A 17,148-nucleotide genomic window follows, 5' to 3' on the forward strand; every position below is an offset into this window, starting at 1 on the left:
AACATCTAGGTGTCTCTCACAAAACTCCCGCTGCGCCGTCGCGCCCGGAGTGGGCGCGGACGGTGATCGGGAGTTTTGTGAGGCACTCTAAGTTGCTTTCGAATTTTCCGGCAAGCAATTCTGCTTATAAGAAACCGCGCTAGCCATGATTTGCTCAGACGGAAATGTCGGCAATATGCAGCTTCGATGAACCTCAGACATAATCTCGCTCAAACGCTTGCACAAGCAGGTGCAAATCAGCCGATGATGCAATTAATCTTCTGCGTGGTCTTTTTTAGATTTTTCGCCCTGTCCAGGCAAAACTTTTACCACCCAACTAATGTCAGTTACCCTCCCTGTTAGGGCAACAACTATAATAGCTGAGACCACAACCGAAGACATGAACAAGCCGATGCCGTGCCAAAAACCCGCATAGATCATTGTCACGGTCGAGCAGACAAGCACTGTACAAGCCACTATCCCAGCCACAATTGCGCCACCAAGAAATCTCTTCGTGTCGTGCTTGACGACGAAATTCGTGCTTTCTATCAATTTCTCGGCAATATGGGGGCTATGACTCGCCATGCGCTCTAAGGCGCCTAAGCTGGATTGGTTTATATTGACTTCTTCAGTTTCCAGATGAACAGTTTGAATAACTGTGCCACGTCCAGGCCCAGTTCGGCCAAACCGGGCTGACGGCTCAGCGGCCGGATGGTCCGGCAGCGCGATGCTCGGCGGTTCGCCTTCGTTGCCGTTCAACTTCTACCGCCTGCGCTATGGCACCATTCACATTGATAACCTTAGCAAGTGCTCGCTCGAAGTCATCCCCCTCTGGATGTTTGAGCGCAGCTCTCAGCGCGCGCACCAACCCTCGGAGCGTAAGCACGTCAATGACGCCTTCCCGCATGGGGTCAGGGCGTGAAATGTGAACAACGTACTCCTCTGAAGGCTCAGCATGCCTCTCCAGAGTCGGGTTCTCTGCCAGCACGGATCGTTCCCCACCAATCGACCACAGTGATCTGCGCATCCCGATGTGCGCTACCAGCATATTTGGCGCCGCATGCGGTTGACAAGACTCCCGCCTTGAGCGGCACCAAAAATCCCATTCAGGGACTGGATCAATTTATTCATTTTTGACAATAACTTAACATGTCAAGGCCTTCATTGCGGCGCACCGGCCAACTTATTACCCCATAGGTAGCTGTCCTCTACGGGCACGCGCAGCTCCGCAGCCCCCCATGGTGAGTCTCTCTACCTTGACGCTTTCAGCGAGGCCACCGCACAATACTGCAATCGCCGACGCCACAGGGCGCGGACACATTCCTGCCGGTCGCAGCCTCCCCCTACGCCGAATGGCGGAAGAAGCAGCCGCGCGGCGAGCGGGTGATGGAGCTGACGGTCCCCGACCTGGGCCGCTTCGTGCGGCGCGTCGTCGTGATGCGAGGAAGCGGCCGAGGTGGAGACGCTCTACGACCGTACCTACGGCCGCTTGAGCAGCGCCTCGACCTCCGCTTCCTCCGCTCGGGACAGCCCCTCCGCCTTCGGCGGCCGGCGCCGCGACAGGCGCCAGATGCCGAAGGCGCCGAAGCCCACCGCCAGCAGCGGGCTCAGCCAGAGCAGCAGCGTGTGCCAGCCGAAGACCGGGCGCAGCAGCACGAACTCGCCGTAGCGGGCGACCACGTAGTCGACGACCTGCCGGTCGCTGTCGCCCTCCTTCAGCCGCTCGCGCACCAGCACCCGGAGGTCCTTGGCCAGCGGCGCGTCGGAATCGTCGATCGACTGGTTCTGGCAGACGAGGCAGCGCAGCCCTTCCGAGATGTCCCGCGCCCGGGCTTCGAGGCCCGGATCCTGCAGCACCTCGTCCGGCTGCACGGCGAGCGCCGGAACCGCGGCGAGGCTCAGGGCGAGCGCCGCGAGCGCGAAGGGGAAGCGAGAGCGCCTCATTCCGCGGGCACCGCAGAGGGCGGCAGCTTGGCGCGCGCCTTGACGGGGGCGCCGACCCGCATGCGCCGGTCGGTCAGCGACAGGCCGCCGCCGGCCGCCATGACGAGCGCGCCGATCCAGATCAGCAGCACCAGCGGCTTGTGGTAGAGCCGCAGGCCGACCGAGCCGTCGGGCATCACCTCGCCGAGGCTGGCGTAGATCTGGCTCACGCCCACCGTCTTCAGGCCGGATTCCGTCACCGTCATGCGGCGGGAGGGATAGAAGCGCTTGCCGGTCTCGGCCGTCCCCACGGCGTCGCCCGCCCGCGTGCGAAGGGTGAGGAAGGCGGTGGTCTCCTCGTAGTTCTCGCCCTTGCGCGGGCCGACCCGGTCGAGGGTGGCGACGTAGGGGCCGGCGGCGACGCGGCCGCCGGGTTTGAGGGTCGCGAGCCCCTCGGTCGCCCAGCCCTGGCCGGCGATGCCGAGCACCACCACGCCGACGCCGGCATGGGCCAGGGCCGTGCCCCAGGCCGAGCGCGGCAGGCCGATCGCCCGGCGCCAGGTGGTGCCGAGGTCGCGGGTGCGATTCGGGCCGTAGCCGCGGGCGCGCGACCAGATCTCCAGCGCCGAGCCGACGATGAGGTAGGCGCCGAAGCCGAGGCCGACGGGGGCCATCACCGGTCCGCCCCAGAACAGGGCCGCCGCACCGAGCCCGACCACGAGCGCCACCGCGAAGGCCGCGAACAGACGCTGCGCGGCGGCCGCGGCGTCGCCCCGCTTCCAGGCCAGCGCCTGCCCGAACGGCACGATCACGAGGAGCGGGAGCGCCAGCGGCACGAAGGTCCAGTTGAAGAAGGGCGGTCCGACGGAGATCTTGTCGCCCGTCAGCATCTCGAGGAGCAGCGGATAGAGCGTGCCGACGAACACCGTGGCGCAGGCGGCCACGAGGAACAGGTTGTTCATCACCAGCGCGCCCTCGCGGGAGATCGGCGCGAACAGGCCGCCCTGGCGCAGGCTCGGTGCACGCCACGCGAACAGGGTCAGCGAACCGCCGATGAACAGGGCGAGAATGCCGAGGATGAAGACGCCGCGGCTCGGATCGGAGGCGAAGCTGTGCACCGAGGTCAGCAGCCCGGAGCGCACGATGAAGGTGCCGACGAGCGAGAGCGAGAAGGTGAGGATGGCGAGCAGCACCGTCCAGACCTTCAAGGCGTCGCGCTTCTCCATCACCACGGTGGAGTGCAGGAGCGCGGTGCCGGCGATCCACGGCATCAGCGAGGCGTTCTCGACCGGATCCCAGAACCACCAGCCGCCCCAGCCGAGTTCGTAATAGGCCCAGTACGAGCCCATGGCGATGCCGAGCGTCAGGAAGCTCCAGGCGATCAGCGTCCAGGGCCGCACCGCCCGCGCCCAGACGGCGTCGATGCGCCCCTCGATCAGCGCGGCGACGGCGAAGGCGAAGGTGATCGAGAAGCCGACATAGCCGAGATAGAGCAGCGGCGGATGGATCGCGAGGCCGGCATCCTGCAGCAGCGGGTTGAGGTCGTTGCCCTCCAGCGGCGCCGGCGCCACCCGGGCGAACGGGTTCGAGGTGGTGATGATGAACAGCACGAACACGAAGGTGACGCTCGCCTGCACCATCAGCGTGTTGGTGCGCAAGGTCGGCGGGATCGAGGTCGTGGCGGTGGCCACCCAGGCTCCGAACAGGGTGAGGATCAGGACCCACAGGAGCATCGAGCCCTCGTGGTTTCCCCAGACGCCCGAGATCTTGTAGATCAGGGGCTTGGCGGTATGCGAGTTCTCGACGACGTTCTGGACCGAGAAGTCCGAGGTCACGTGCGCGTAGGTCAGCGCGCAGAAGGCGAACAGGATGCAGGCGAAGGCGCCCAGCGCGGCGGGCGCCGCCACCTCGCGCAGGGCCGCGTCGCCGGAGCGCGCCGCCCAGGCGGGCATCACCGCCTGCACCAGGGACAGGGCCAGCGCCAGCGCCAGCGCGTAATGGCCGATCTCGACGATCACCGGCGGCTTCCTCGCGCGATCTCGATGCGGGTGGTGATGCGAACGGTCATGAAACGCCTCAACGCTCGCTGCGCCGGCCGAGGGTCGCGTCGGCCGCCTCCGGCTTCGGCGCGTCCTTCCTCGACGTGCCTTGCGCGCCGCCCTCCTGCCAGCGTCCCTGCGCCTTGAGGGCGTCGGCGACCTCGCGGGGCATGTAGTTCTCGTCGTGCTTGGCCAGCACCGTGTCGGCCCGGAACACGCCGCCGGCATCGAGGGTGCCCTCGGCGACGATGCCCTGGCCCTCGCGGAACAGGTCGGGCAGCAGGCCGCGATACCGCACGGGAACGGTGGCGTTGGTGTCGGTCACGGAGAACTCGACGTTCTGGTCGGGCCCGCGCTTGACCGAGCCGTCCTTGACGAGGCCGCCCAAGCGGAAGCGCGTGCCCGGCGCGACGACCTGCGCGGCCACCTCCGCGGGGGAGCGGAAGAACACGATCGAGCCGGTCATCGCCGACAGGATCAGCCCGAGCGCCAGCGCGAGCACGGCACCGCAGGCGGCGATGAGGATCAGGCGGCGGCTCTTGCGGGTCACGACGGTTCCGTCCCGGTTCGTCGGCTTCTTCTCGGCCCTCAGTCTGCGAGCGCTCCTGAAGGCGGCCTGACGTCTCGTCTCGTTCAGGCATCCGGTTTCGGCCCGCGCGCCCTCGGGGTCAAGGTTGCGCGGGCGGGACCGATTGTCAGGGGCCGTGGCCGCGTTACGGCTGGGGGGCCGGACCCAGGTCGAGTTCCCGCTCCAGACCGTCGAGGCGCTCCACCGCGGTCGGGTTGGCGGCGAGCGCCATCTTGGCCCGGTCGAGGGCCTGGGCCGCGGCGGCACGGTCGCCGAGCACGCCGTAGGAGCGCACGAGCCGCATCCACTCGTCGGCGCTGCCGCCCTTGGCCGCGAGCCGCCGGTCGAGACTCGCGACCATGCCGCGGATCGCCGCCTCGCGCTCGGCCGGCGGCATCGCCTCGATCGCAGTGGCCGCGGCGTCGGGCTCCGCCCGGCCCGGCCCGGCGCCCGGCTTGTCGCCCATCCCGGCCCGGGGGCGCGGTCCCGCGGCCTTCGCGAGGCCGAGTTCGTGGGCCTGCGCGTCGAGACGCGCCGTCGCCGGCCCATCCTCGGCCAGCGCCTTGCGCCCGCGTTCCAGGGCGTCGAGCGCCTTGTCGCGCTCGCCGAGCACGGCGTGGGAGCGCACGAGGCGCAGCCACTCGTCGGCGCTGCCGCCCTGCTTGGCCAGCCGCCGCTCCAGCCCCTCGACCATGCCGCGGATCGCGTCGATCCGCTCGGAGGGCGGCAGCGCCCGGATGCCGGCGCCCGGTCCGGCCACCGGGCCCTCCGGCTTGGGCGGTTCCTTCGCATCCCCCTCGACCGTCGGCGCGGCGATCGCCCCGCCCTTCAGCCGGGCGAGGTTCTCCCGCACCGTCGGCAGCCAGGGCGCATCCGCGGGGGCGGAGGCCGCCATCGCTTCGAGGCGCCGCACGGCGCCGGCCACGTCGCCGGACTGCTCGTCGCCGCGGGCGAGGTAGAACTGGGGCTTGGCCGCCTTCGGGTCGGCGGCAAGCGCCCGGTCCAGCACCTTGCGGGCCTCCGGCGAGACCGTGCCCTCGGCCGCCGCGACCAGGGCCTCGCCCCAATCGGACAGGGCCTGGGCGTCCTCGCCCTTGAGGCGCACGAGCGCCGCGTAGGCGCGGGCGGCATCGTCGAAGCGCCCGAGCCGCATGTAGACGGGCCCGAGCACGCTCCAGCCGCGGGCATCGTTCGGGTGGTTGGCGAGCCGCGCCTCGATCTGGCCGATGGCGGTCATCAGATCCTGCGCCCCCGCCCGCGTCGCCTTGCGGTCGGCCTCGGTCTGCGACGGGAGGTTCGGCGAACCGTAGAGGCCGTAGACCACGAGCGCCACGAGGGGGATCGTGGAGAGCGCGAAGGCGGAGGCCGCCCGGCGCTGACGCAGATGCGGCTCGGCGATCGGCGCGGCGCCCGGGGAGCCCGCCCGCTCCTCGCGGCTCGCCCGCAGCAGCCGGCGCGCCGCCTCGGTGCGCGCGGCCTCGGCCTCGGCCGGCGCGATCAGGCCGCGGGCGAGATCGCGCTCGATCTCGGCCAGTTGATCCTCGTAGAAGCCGGTCTCGGTGGCAAGGCCCGACGCCCCCCCCTCGACCTCCTGTCGGCGGCGGCGCGACATCGGCCAGAGCAGCGCGAACACGGCCGCGCCGGTCATGGCCGCCAGGATGAACCAGATCGCCGTCATCAGACCCAGAATTTCAAGCTCGGCCCCGTGTAGAGCCCGAGCGGGGCCCGCACGACATCAGCGCCGGGTGACACGTCGTCACGCGCGAAGCGAAGCACGGCCATAGCACAGGTGGACCGGCCCGTAACCGTCGCGGGGCCGCCGCCACTCAGCGTTGTCCGGCACCCGCGGGCGCATCGCCCGGCACCTCGATCACCGCGCGCAAGCCCCCCAGGGCCGCCGCCTCCAGGCGGAAGCGGCCGCGGTAGAGCGCGGCGAGATCGGCCACGATCGACAGGCCGAGGCCGGAGCCGGGCTTGGTCTCGTCGAGGCGACGGCCGCGCTTGAGCACCGCCGCACGATCCTCCTCCGGCAGGCCCGGCCCGTCATCCTCGACCGCCACGAGGAGGTGGGGATAATCGTGTTCGCCGGTCGGCGCGGCGGAGATCGCGACGCGGCCGGCGGCCCATTTCGAGGCGTTGTCGACGAGGTTGCCGATCATCTCCTCGAAATCCTGCTTCTCGCCGCGGAAGCGCAGGCCCGGCGGCACGTGGACCTCGTAGGCGATGTCCTTGTCGCGGTAGATCTTTCCGAACGTTCTCACGAGGCCGGCGAGCGCCGGCTCGACCTCCGTCGACGTGCCGAGGGTCCCTGCCAGCGCGGCGGCCCGGGCGCGATCGAGGTGATAGTTCACCTGATCGCGCATCACCGCCGCCTGTTCGCGGATCTTCTCCGACAGTTCCGGCGGGGCATCCCCGGCGCCGGCCTCGTTGACGATGATCGAGAGCGGGGTCTTCAGCGCGTGGGCGAGATTGCCGACCTGGGTCCGGGCGCGCTCCAGGATCTCGCGGTTGGTCTCGATCAGGAGGTTGATTTCGCCCGCCAGCGGGGCGATGTCGCGCGGATACTCGCCGTCGATCCGATCGGCCTCGCCGCGGCGGATCGTGCCGAGCGCCGTGCGCAGCTTGCGCAAGGGGGCGAGGCCGAAGCGGATCTGCAGGAGCGCGGTCGCCGCGAGCGAGAAGCCGAGCAGGCCGAAGGTCATGAACAGCGAGAAGCGGAAACGCTCGACGTCGTTGACGATCTCGTCGGCGGGTCCGGCCACCCGCACGGTGTAGCGCCCGTCGGCCCCGACATCGACGTCGCGCTCGACGATGCGCAGGGTCCGGTCGTCCTGGCCCTTGCCGTAGCCCTGGCGGATCTGGCCGATGGTCGCGGTGCCGGCCTGATCCGGGCCTTTCAGCGGCACGCCGACGAGCGAGCGCGAGGTGCGCAGATCCCGCGGCTTCGCGTCGGGCCGCCCGACCTGCCAGTACCAGCCCGAGAGCGGCAGGTCGAAACGGGGATCGCCGAGCGAGAAGGAGCGCGTCTCGGGATCGCTCGGGGAGACGAGATCGGTGGCGAGGTTGTTGGCGAAGACGAGCAGGCGGCTGTCGAAGGCGCGCTCGGTGTTCTCGCGGTAGAGCGTGGTGAGGATGAAGGCCGCGATGACGAGGATCGCGGTGCTCGACAGGAACGAGGAGACCGCGAGCCGCACCGCGATGGAGCGGCGGCGCAGGGGGAGCCAGGCGAGGCGGTCTGTCATGAATCCTGGCTCGAACGTCGATTCGAATCTCGTCTCGCACGCGGAGGCGCGGGCATGTACATCATGGCTGCCCGCTCTCTACCCGGTCACGGGTGAGACGCCCATCTGAGAGGCTCATGGCCCTGCACATTCGCGATGCTGAAACCGACCGCCTCGTCCGTCTCCTGGCCGAGCGGAAGGGCGTTCCGCTCACCGAAGCCATCAAGGTCGCCGGCCGCAACGAGTTGGAGCGGGAGGAACGCCGGCCCGGCTTGTGGGCGCGGCTGAAACCGCTGCACGAGCGCGTGGCCGCACGCCCCTCCACGGGCCTTGAGGCCGACAAGGCGTTCTTCGACGATTTATGTATACGCTAAGGTTTTCTTTCTGCTTCTGGTTTGTACGGGCAAAGGGAGGGAATACCTCTCAAAATTCCGGCGCAACCCGCAAGAATGAGAGGAAGGATCGTATCTTTTGCAAGCTGCTTGACAGTTGGACTAACGAGTCCAATTAATATCAAAAGACTTGAACAAAAAGTAGACGCTCCATAAAGGACATCCATTTTATCTTTCATATTCGCAATATGAAAGCTAGGAGTTTTGCTTGTCCTTATGTCCCAGAAAATGTTTATGAAAAAGAAGATGCTTATCCATATTAGATAATAAACGGTCATCTCGCCGACATCCGCCGGCAAAAATACAACCTTGAAGACAGCGTTCAAAACGCCAAAGGCAGTTTCCCACACCGTCCGGCTCGAATTTTAGCGATTAAGGAACCATGTTACGGATGCACCGACAAGGCCGCCACCAGCAGTAACATAATCGATGTACTGTGGCTTGAGTTGCCGCAACCATTCCTGCGCGGCCGCAGCGGCGGCAACATCATACAATCCAAGCAGAGCAATAGCCGCCCCAGCGCCGGCAAGTGCTCCCTTGCCGATCGTCACGATGGTCAAAAATGTCCGCCAAGTCGCGGGGACCTGCATGTTCGACTCTGTGCATTCACGAGGTGTGCGTGTCATGGACATGGACGCCTCCGGCTTCCATCTACCAAACCCGCGATCAACGAATGGTTGACGCAACAGACAACCAGTGGCGCATGTTCCCCGGTTCGTAGATCATGTCAATCGACATATAGGCAAACATCAGCGACCTTTTTAGGGCTTGTATGCGCGTCGTAGCGCTCATCAATCTTGCAACCTATGCGAGCAATTTCACCCCCGCCCGGGCGGCTGGTTCGGATCGATCAGGTAACCCAACCCCCGCACCGTCTGGATCAGGTCCACGGCGAGCTTCTTCCGCAGGCGCCCGACGAACACCTCGATGGTGTTGGAATCGCGGTCGAAATCCTGGTCGTAGAGATGCTCGGTCAGCTCGGCGCGGGAGACGACGCGGCCGGTGTGGTGCATCAGGTAGGAGAGCAGCCGGTATTCGTGGCTCGTCAGCTTGATCGGCGCGCCGTCGACGAAGACGCGGCCGGAGCGGGTGTCGAGGGTGACCGGGCCGCAGGCGATCTGGCTCGACGCATGGCCCGCGGCGCGTCGAAGGATCGCGCGGACGCGGGCCATCAACTCCTCCATGTGGAAGGGCTTGGTGACGTAGTCGTCGGCGCCCGCGTCGAAGCCGTCGACCTTGTCCGACCAGCGGTCGCGGGCGGTGAGGATGATGACGGGCGTCTTCACCCCGGCCCGGCGCCAGTTCTGGAGCACGGTGACGCCGTCGGCCTTCGGCAGGCCCATGTCGAGGATGATCGCGTCGTAGGGCTCGTTCTCGCCGAGATAGCCGCCCTCCTCCCCGTCGAAGGCCTTGTCGGCGACGTAGCCGGCCTCTTCCAGCGCGGCGACGACCTGCCGGTTGATGTCACGGTCGTCCTCGACCACGAGCAGACGCACGGTGGGTCACTCCTCATCCTCTGGGCGGCGCACCGCCCCGCTCACCACTGCCCGCTCACCTGTCCCGATTGGGCATCGACCATGACGTGCATGAATTGCCCGTCCCGGCGCAAGGCCGTCAGCAGGTAGACGAGCCCGGCCTCGTGCCGGCACAGGCTGGCGCGCTGGATCTCCGCGCGCGGGACGATCTGGCGCGCCGCGCGGATCGCGGCGATGGGCGGGACGACGCGCTTCTCGGCCACCGCCTCGCGCAGATCGGCGGGCGACAGGCAATCGTCGCCGCGGTTCATCGGCTCCCGCTGCGTCGGGGCGGGCGCCAGCGCGCCGGTCTCCTCGGCGAGGGGGCCGACCGCACCCGTCGCGAGAACCGCGGCGGTCGAGACGACGATCAGCAGGGCGAAAGCTTGGCGCATCGAGGGCGACTGTCGCGCCAAGGCACTGAATGCGCCCTGAATAGTCATGCGGGCGGTTCGGCGCGGGCCTGCGAAGGCTGTCTTGCGGTCGGGTGCCATGTCCGGGTCGAGACGGTTGCCGGTGACAAGGCGGAATCGCCGTCCCGGTTCCCTTGCCGATTCCCTTGCCGCAATGCGGACCGCCGTCCCTTCACGCCGCCGCCTCCGGCGGGAGCACGCATCGATCGAGGCAGCGACGCAGGGTCAGGCTCACCAGATCCTGACTGTCGATGTGGTCGAGGGCGGCCTTGCGCAGGGCGGCGAGCGACCGCTCGAAGCCGTATCGGGCCGTCTCCAGCCGACGCGCCGCGGCGTGGCTTCGTTGGCGCCCGCCGCGAACCGCGGTGATCAGACGTGTCAGCATGGTGAAACTCCCGGCGACGGCCCGTCACGGCCGGAGGCGATGCTGCAACGCGCCCAGGCGCCTCAGGATGTCCTCGAACCGCTCGCGCGTCCGCTCGTCGCTGCGCTCGACGGCGCGGGCGGTCTCGCCCGCGAGCCGGGCCAGATCCTCCAGCACCCGGGTGCGGCTCTCCAGGGCGGCGGCCACCGCCGCGTTGGTCTGCGAGGCGCGCTCCAGGGCGGCGGCGGTCGCGCCCGTCTCGGCGATCCGCGCCTCCAGCGTGCGCAGGCCGTCGCGGTAGAGGTGGAGGCAGGCGAGCCCCAGCAGCACCGCGACGACCCAGCCGGCGCCCCCGTCGGCGAAGAGGAGGCGCGCGGCTTCGGCTGCGATCTTGTCCACGGCACGCCTCCGGAAGCGGACGTCGCGGGCCCCGCGGCGCCCGAGGGTTCAGGCCCCGTCGCGGGACGCCTGCGCCGGGACAGGCCCCAGGGCGTGCGCCAGCGCGGGTTCGAGGGTGTTGCGGGCGGTCGCGGCCTCGTCCAGCGGCAGGGAGCGGAACACCTTCTCGGCCAGCCCCTCGCCGCCGCCCGCCGCCCGGATCAGCCAGGCCGGCGCCTGATCGAGGGCCCGCTGCACGGCGCGGGCGATCACCGCCGAGCCGACCGGAACCGAGAGCGTGCGCCCGCGGACGGCGCCCGCGACGGCGTTGAGGGCGTAGTCGGTGGCGTTGCGCACGAGGCGCTCGATCAGGGCATTCGTGACGAGGAGGCGCAAGGGACCGCCGACGCGGGCGAGCGCCGCCGCGAGCGCGGCGACGAGGATCGGCGTCAACAGCGCGGTGAGGCCCTGGGCGAGCGCCAGCACGGCATCGCCCCAGGGCAGGACGAGGGCGGTCGCCTCGGTGAGGGGAGGCGGGACGGCGTGGGCCGGCGTGCAGGCCGCCAGCGGAAGCGCGAGCATCAGCGGCGGCAGGAGGGTCTTGGCCAGGAGGGTCTTGGCCAGGAGGGTCTTGGCCAGGAGGGTCTTGGCAGAGAGCATGGACGGGCTTCCTTTCGCGGGCGGGAGAGAGGTTCAGCGCAGTCGATCGCGCAGGCGCGCCAGCCATCCGGCGGAAGCCGAAGGCAGCGCGGACGGCGGCGGCGCGGCGGGAAGCGGCACGGGCTGCGGATCGCCGCGCCGGGCCCGCGGCAGGGCGGTCTCGTAGGGGGTGCGGAACTGGTCGTACTCGCCCTGGCGGCGGGGGATGATCGCGGCGGGGCGATTCCACATCAGGATCGCCTCGGCCGCGCCGGCCCGGTCGCCCGCCCGCAGGCGCCGCAGCACGGTCGAGCGCAGGAAGGCCGCCGGACCGATGTTGAAGCAGAGCGAGACCAGCGCGTCGAAGGCGTGCTGCGGCAGCGGCCCGGGCAGCGCCCGCGCGACGGTGCCGACGAAGCGCGCCACGTCGCGGGCGAAGATCGCGTCGGCTTCCTCCGCATCGATGCGCAGGCCGGCCCGCGGCAGGGGCGGCCCGGCCGCGGCGGTGTGGCCGACGCCGATCGTCCAGACGCCGACGCTGTCGCGGTAGGCCTCGAGCCGCCGCCCCTCCCGGGCGATCAGCACGGCGCGGCCGACGGCACTGAGGTCCATCGCAAGTCTCCGATGTCGAGGGAGGGCGTCTTCGCCGCGGGCGCACCGTGGCTCCCGGCCTAATCCAGGCTCTCGAAGAGCAGCGAGAACAGGATGTTGGTGGTGGGCCGGGCCCCCGGGCTCGCCACGACCTTGAGGCACCAGCGCTCGGCCGCCTCGAAACCCACGCCGTTGACGAGATCGGTCGCTTGGTTGGAGCCGGCTCCCGAAATCGTGCAGCTCAGCGCCGTGTCGGCGAACAGGTTCTGGAGCGTGAAGGTCCAGCGCTCGCCGGCCCCCGGTGCGTCCTGCGTGACGACGCGCAGGTGCCGGAACCGCCCTTTTCGCCCCGCGGCGGCGTAGACCTCGCTCTGGTTGCCGCCGACGAGGGCGTTGGTGAAGTACCGCGTCGCCCCGGCCGGGACGGTCCCCGGCCCGCTGTTGCCCGCGACCACCTGCCCCGTCAGCACCGGCACGCCCGCGACGGCGACGCGGGCGGGGAAGGCGACGTTGCCGGTCGCCCGGTCGATGCGCAGGGCCTCGAACCACGTGCCCCCGTTGGGCGAGACCTTCACGTGGAGGTCGTCGTCGCCGGTCAGGCCGATCTCGGCGCGGGCGGAGAAGCCGGTCTGCATCAGGAGCGAGAGGACGTTGCCGGCCGCCTGCTTGTTGAGGGTGCAGCGCAGATCCCCGCTTCCCCCCTCCGCCGCGGTCAGCGCGGTCCAGAGCGCCTTGTTGAGCTTGGCCGCGAAAGGGTTGTCGGCGTCCGCGCCGGTGCCGATCCCGAGGCGGGAGAGGTTGTGCAGGGCGTTGACGGTCGCGCGGAACGGCAGCCAGGCCGCGCCGGTGAAGGTGTAGAGCTCGGCCTCGTCGGCGACCCAGGCGGACCAGCCGGCCCGCGGTGCGAGGGGGAGCCAGGCCCCGTCCTGGAACCGGGCGATGCGGCCGGACCAGCCGGACCAGGCGCCGGTCGGATTGCCCGCGGCGATCAGGTAGCGGTCGCCCTCGGCCGGCGATGAGGGCGGGGCGGCGCGGTCCTTGTCGAGGACGGCGAGTTGCACCAGCGCGTCGAGCAGCGCCAGCGCCTCGTTGTGGGTGACGTGCTTCTGCGCCTGTCCGCCCGCGATCAGCGGCAGGGCGAGGCTCGGGGTCGTGTCGGCCATCGGCCGCCTCCATGGCGTGGTGTCGCGCGTGATGGTGGATGTCAGGTGCGCACGCTCACCCGCGCGCGGCGGGCGGGTCCGGGGCCGGCAAGCGTGCCGACCTGCGCCACGGCGAAGGCGATCTCGGTGCGCGGCGCCCCGAAATCGGCGATCTCGTCCGCGCCCGCGTAGAGCGCGTCCGGGCTCGCGCTGGCGAGGCGGCGCAGGACGCGCCCGTCCTCGGCGAGGATGTCGAGGCGGTAGGCTTCCGCGCCCTCGCCGAGCGGCACGTCGGCCGGCTCCCAGGCATCGGCGTCGCGCCGCGCCCGGCGGGTCCAGCTCAGGCGGAGGCCGCCGGCCTCCCGCCGGGCGCGCAGGTGGACCGGGCTCAACGGCGCGAAGGCCGCCAGGCCCGCCGTCGCGGCGAAGCCGACGAAGGCCGGATCGGCCGGGTCGCGCTCGGCCGGGCCGACCCGGTAGAGGAAGCGGCGGCCCGCCTCGTCGAGACGCTCGACCAGCGGCGCGACGGCGCCGTCGTCGAGGCGCACGATCAGGCTCCCCGCCCCCGCCTGCCGGCCCGCGGCGGCCTCGCTGCCGGCGAGCCCCCGCAGCAGGCCGGAGAGCCGCCACGTCCCGCCCCCGATCAGCTCGGCCCGGGCGGCGGACAGGATCTCGACCGCCCCGTCGCCGCCGACGAGGGCGAACAGGTTGCCGCCGGCGAGCGCGGCGGCCTCGCCGATCGCACTCAGTCCCTCGGCGTGGCGCAGGGCGACGTCGAGCCGCGCATTGCGGTCGAAGCGCCAGAGCGGGCCGGGGGCGAGCGGGTTCAGCGTGCGGCCGAGGCAGGCGGGATGGTCGAGGGTGCGGTGGGGCAGGAACGGCGCTCCCTCCCCGGCCGCGCGCCAGACCGCGACCGCGCCGGGCCAGGGATCGGCGGCGACCGCGAGGTAGGAGAGCGGCACCGGGTTGCCGCGCTCGACCGGCAGGACGAGCGGCAGGGCGAAGACCGGTCCGGCCAGGGCCGGCGGCGTCCGGCCGGGCCGGGGGACGGGTGCGGCGGGGACGGGATCGCGCCTGAGGAGCGGCACCGCCCGCGTCTCGATCCGGCGCCCCGTCGGGGCGTCGTCGATCCGGGCGACGCGGTGGAGCGTGCCGCGCGTCTCGCCCGGCAGCCGCACGCGGTCGCCGGGCTCCAGATCGATCCGGCGCGGGCTCAGCCGGAAGCCCGCGCCGTCGCGGGCGGCGAGTGCCGCGTCGAGGACGCTCTCCGCGAGCCCCTGGGCCGCCTCCCGCCGCGTGACGATCGCCGCGTCGATGCGGGTCTCCCGCCGCCGCGCGCCGGCCGGGCGCGCGGCGGCGGCGGTGGCCCGGCGGTAATCCGGGCTCTCGCCGTCGCTGATGCCGATCTCGACGGAGCGGGGCAATTCGCTCTCCTGCGCCCGCACCCGACGCAAGGGCGCATCCTCGTCCTCCGCGAGGACGAGATCGCCGGCTTCGATCACGGTTGGGGCGTCGGCCCGCGTGCCGGCGATGCGCAGGCTCCCGGCGGAGTCCGCCACGTCGAGACCGAACAGCCGTGTGAGCGGCTCGAGCGCCTCGCGGGCCGAGAGCGGCCGGTCGAGGACGTAACCGTCGAGGAAGCCGGCGGCCTCGATGGCGGAGGGCGCCGCGATCCCGAGATCGGCCAGGATCGCGCCGATCAGCCGGTCGAGTTCCAGCCCCTCGATGCGGCCGGTGATCCAGTGGCCGAGCGCCCAGTTGGCGGCGTCCGACCAGACGCCCGTGAAGTCGGGAAAGGCGGGAAAGGGGCGCGCGTCCCAGGCCCAGACATAGATGTCCTCGGGCGCGATCATCCGCCCGCCATAGACCGGCGACACCGGATTATGAGCCGGCTCGAAATCAAGCCCCGCCGGATCGAACCGCGAAAGGATCGCGTCGAGGCCGCGGGCCTGGATCAGGTCGTCGCGGGTGCCGCGGGAGAAGGGCGGGCGGGCATCCTCCGAGGATTTCGGGTCGGGGAACACGTTGGGCCCGTTGGTGCCGCGATCGACCGCGGGAATGCCGATCTCGGTGAGCCAGATCGGCTTCGCCCTCGGCGCCCAGGCGGTCGGCCCGGTCTCGACCCCGCCCTCCCGCTCGACATGCGGGTTCGACCACCACGCGACCAGATCCTTGGCCCGGTAGATCCAGGGCTTGCCGTAGGCGCCGTCGGTGATCGGCGTGCGGATCTGCGCAACCCGGTCCTCGGGGCTGGCATAGTACCAGTCGAAGGCCTCGCCCGCGCCGAGGCGTCCCTTGAGATAGGCGCGGTCGTAGATCTCGGCGGCTTCGGCCGCGTCGCGGTGATCGGGACCGTCGCGCCAGTCCGAGAGCGGCGGGTAGTAGTCGATGCCGACCGCGTCGACGGCGGAATCGGCGAACAGCGGGTCGAGGGGGAAGCGCACGGAGGCGCCGCCCCCGCGGACATGGGCGCCGTACTCGGTCCAGTCGGCGGCGTAGACGAGGCTCACGCCGCTCCCGAGCCGGGTGCGGATCTCCGCGGCGAGCCGGCGAAGCCGGTCCACGGCCGGATAGGAGCCGCCCGGCCCGCGCACCCGCGTAAGGCCCACGAACTCGCTGCCGAGGACGAATCCGGCGAGCGTCGCACCCGCCGCCGCCCAGCCCGCGGCGAGATCGGCATAATGCCCGATCATCGCCCGGTAGCCCTGCGGCCCCTCGAAGAAGGCCGCGACCTGATCCGCCGCCGCCTGCGTACCATCCGGGCTGCCGGGTTGATCGGGGGCGGGATCGCAGGTGATGCGCCCGCGCCAGGGATAGGGGGGCTGCCGGCCCGCCGGATTGCGCGGGTCGGGCAGGGCGTTGCCCGCCGGCACGTCCATCATCACGAAGGGATAGAGCACGACCGCGAGGCCGCGGCGGGTCAATTCCGCCACCAGCCGGCCGAGACCGGCATCGGCGGGCGTGCCGCCATAGGCTGCGGTGTCGCCGGAGCGCGAGACGGATCGCGCCGTCGCGCGGGTCAACCCGGCGACCGCCCAGGGCTCCCCCGTCGTCGCCTTGGCCGCAGCCTCGACCCGCGGCGTCACCGTGCAATGGCCGGCGCGCAGGTCGTCGCCGAACCAGCTCACGACCACCGAGACCCGCTTCAGCCGCGGACAGAGCGCCTGGAGCGCGTCGAGGGAGGCGAGCACGTCGCTCGTCCCCTGCAACTGAAATAGATTAGCCGGCTTCGTTGAGCCGAATCCCGCATCCTCGCTGACGGAAAGCGGGTCGAGCCCGAACTCGGTCGAGCCGGGGATCAGGCAGACCGCGCGGATCCTGCTGCCGAGCCCCGCGATCGGGCGGATCACCTCGAAGGCGAACTGCGGAATGCGGTTGCCGAAGGCGGCGAGCGGCAGCCGCTCGAACACGACGTAGGCGAGCCCGCGATAGGCCGGTGCGTTCTCCGCGCCCTCCTTGGCGACGATGAGCGGGTCGGCCGCTTGCGCCGCGCTGCCGGGATGAATGCGGAGGTTGAGGGACGTCAGGTCGAGTTCGGTGCCGTCGGCCCAGATCCGCCGCACCAAGGCGATCTCGCCGGCGCAGAGGCCGACGGCGATGTTCGCGAAGTAGCTGTAGGCGGTGCGCACCGTCTTCTGGCCGCCGGCTCCGCCCTTCGAGCCGGAGGCGGCGCGCTCGACGGTGGTGTTGGCGACCTCCAGCGGCCGCGTCGCCCACAGCAGGGTGCCGCCGATGCGGGCGCGGCCGTAGACGCGGGGCACCGGCGCTCCCTCGGTGGAGGTGAGGCCGCCGAGTTCGGTCAGCCGCGGCCCCTCGACGAAGCGCGGGCTGGTGCCGGCGCCGAACAGGGCGCCGTCGAGGGCCGCTCCGCCGGCCGCGCCGACGACCCGGCCGATCATCCCGCCGATGGGGCCGCCGAGTGCGTTGCCGACCGCCTCGCCGGCCGTCTGAAGCACGAGCGTCGCCATGGCGGAGCCTCCGGGCC

General features: G+C 70.7%; 17 protein-coding genes. 1 reads left to right on the top strand and 16 read right to left on the bottom strand.

What is annotated here, in order from left to right; genetic code table 11:
- Positions 1–252: 252 nt before the first annotated feature.
- The 6 genes from PGN25_11970 to PGN25_11995 all read right to left on the bottom strand — a co-directional run bounded on the left by PGN25_11970 (position 253) and on the right by PGN25_11995 (position 7,751).
- Entirely contained in the window at positions 253–738 is a 486-nt protein-coding gene (locus PGN25_11970) for a hypothetical protein (protein MEH3118272.1), read from the bottom strand.
- A 720-nt stretch (positions 739–1,458) separates the two neighbouring features.
- On the bottom strand, positions 1,459–1,923 hold the full coding sequence (locus tag PGN25_11975) for a cytochrome c-type biogenesis protein CcmH (GenBank protein MEH3118273.1): 465 nt from the start codon (positions 1,921–1,923) through the stop codon (positions 1,459–1,461).
- Positions 1,920–3,920, bottom strand: a complete 2,001-nt coding sequence (locus PGN25_11980) for a heme lyase CcmF/NrfE family subunit (protein ID MEH3118274.1) — start codon at positions 3,918–3,920, stop codon at positions 1,920–1,922. Before PGN25_11980 ends, PGN25_11975 begins: the two co-directional genes overlap by 4 nt.
- Positions 3,921–3,978: 58 nt before the next feature.
- Positions 3,979–4,491, bottom strand: coding sequence for a cytochrome c maturation protein CcmE (ccmE, locus tag PGN25_11985; protein ID MEH3118275.1), 513 nt, complete (start codon positions 4,489–4,491; stop codon positions 3,979–3,981).
- A gap of 163 nt (positions 4,492–4,654) precedes the next feature.
- Positions 4,655–6,187 (bottom strand): c-type cytochrome biogenesis protein CcmI, encoded by a 1,533-nt coding sequence (gene ccmI / locus PGN25_11990; protein ID MEH3118276.1) that lies wholly within the window; start codon positions 6,185–6,187, stop codon positions 4,655–4,657.
- A gap of 148 nt (positions 6,188–6,335) precedes the next feature.
- The gene (locus PGN25_11995) at positions 6,336–7,751 is read right to left on the bottom strand and encodes an ATP-binding protein (protein ID MEH3118277.1); all 1,416 of its coding nucleotides are present in this window, start codon (positions 7,749–7,751) and stop codon (positions 6,336–6,338) included.
- Between the two features lie 116 nt (positions 7,752–7,867).
- Between PGN25_11995 and PGN25_12000 the strand changes: the two genes are divergently transcribed.
- Positions 7,868–8,104, top strand: a complete 237-nt coding sequence (locus PGN25_12000) for a type II toxin-antitoxin system VapB family antitoxin (protein MEH3118278.1) — start codon at positions 7,868–7,870, stop codon at positions 8,102–8,104.
- On the opposite strand, the gene PGN25_12005 is transcribed toward PGN25_12000, so the two are convergent.
- From PGN25_12005 to PGN25_12050, 10 genes are all read right to left on the bottom strand, one after another.
- Positions 8,101–8,472 carry a hypothetical protein gene (locus tag PGN25_12005; GenBank protein MEH3118279.1) on the bottom strand — a complete coding sequence of 124 codons (372 nt, stop codon included), beginning with the start codon at positions 8,470–8,472 and terminating at the stop codon, positions 8,101–8,103. The two genes, PGN25_12000 and PGN25_12005, sit on opposite strands and share 4 nt — an antisense overlap.
- Before the next feature lie 15 nt (positions 8,473–8,487).
- Positions 8,488–8,754 (bottom strand): hypothetical protein, encoded by a 267-nt coding sequence (locus PGN25_12010; GenBank protein MEH3118280.1) that lies wholly within the window; start codon positions 8,752–8,754, stop codon positions 8,488–8,490.
- 186 nt (positions 8,755–8,940) lie between these two features.
- Positions 8,941–9,618 (bottom strand): response regulator transcription factor, encoded by a 678-nt coding sequence (locus PGN25_12015; protein ID MEH3118281.1) that lies wholly within the window; start codon positions 9,616–9,618, stop codon positions 8,941–8,943.
- Positions 9,619–9,659: 41 nt separating this feature from the next.
- A complete protein-coding gene (locus PGN25_12020; protein ID MEH3118282.1) occupies positions 9,660–10,031 on the bottom strand; it encodes a hypothetical protein in 372 nt (123 codons plus the stop codon).
- A gap of 190 nt (positions 10,032–10,221) precedes the next feature.
- Positions 10,222–10,434, bottom strand: a complete 213-nt coding sequence (locus PGN25_12025; GenBank protein MEH3118283.1) for a hypothetical protein — start codon at positions 10,432–10,434, stop codon at positions 10,222–10,224.
- Between the two features lie 24 nt (positions 10,435–10,458).
- Positions 10,459–10,812 carry a hypothetical protein gene (locus tag PGN25_12030; GenBank protein MEH3118284.1) on the bottom strand — a complete coding sequence of 118 codons (354 nt, stop codon included), beginning with the start codon at positions 10,810–10,812 and terminating at the stop codon, positions 10,459–10,461.
- Positions 10,813–10,860: 48 nt separating this feature from the next.
- Positions 10,861–11,451: a hypothetical protein gene (locus PGN25_12035; protein ID MEH3118285.1), complete on the bottom strand. Its 591-nt coding sequence runs from the start codon at positions 11,449–11,451 to the stop codon at positions 10,861–10,863.
- A gap of 33 nt (positions 11,452–11,484) precedes the next feature.
- Positions 11,485–12,042 carry a lysozyme gene (locus PGN25_12040; GenBank protein ID MEH3118286.1) on the bottom strand — a complete coding sequence of 186 codons (558 nt, stop codon included), beginning with the start codon at positions 12,040–12,042 and terminating at the stop codon, positions 11,485–11,487.
- Positions 12,043–12,101: 59 nt separating this feature from the next.
- A complete protein-coding gene (locus tag PGN25_12045; GenBank protein MEH3118287.1) occupies positions 12,102–13,184 on the bottom strand; it encodes a DUF2793 domain-containing protein in 1,083 nt (360 codons plus the stop codon).
- Positions 13,185–13,225: 41 nt separating this feature from the next.
- A complete protein-coding gene (locus PGN25_12050) occupies positions 13,226–17,131 on the bottom strand; it encodes a glycoside hydrolase/phage tail family protein (protein MEH3118288.1) in 3,906 nt (1,301 codons plus the stop codon).
- Positions 17,132–17,148 lie beyond the last annotated feature (17 nt).

Source organism: Methylorubrum populi, from assembly GCA_036946625.1.
GTDB classification, from domain to species: Bacteria; Pseudomonadota; Alphaproteobacteria; order Rhizobiales; family Beijerinckiaceae; genus Methylobacterium; species Methylobacterium populi_C.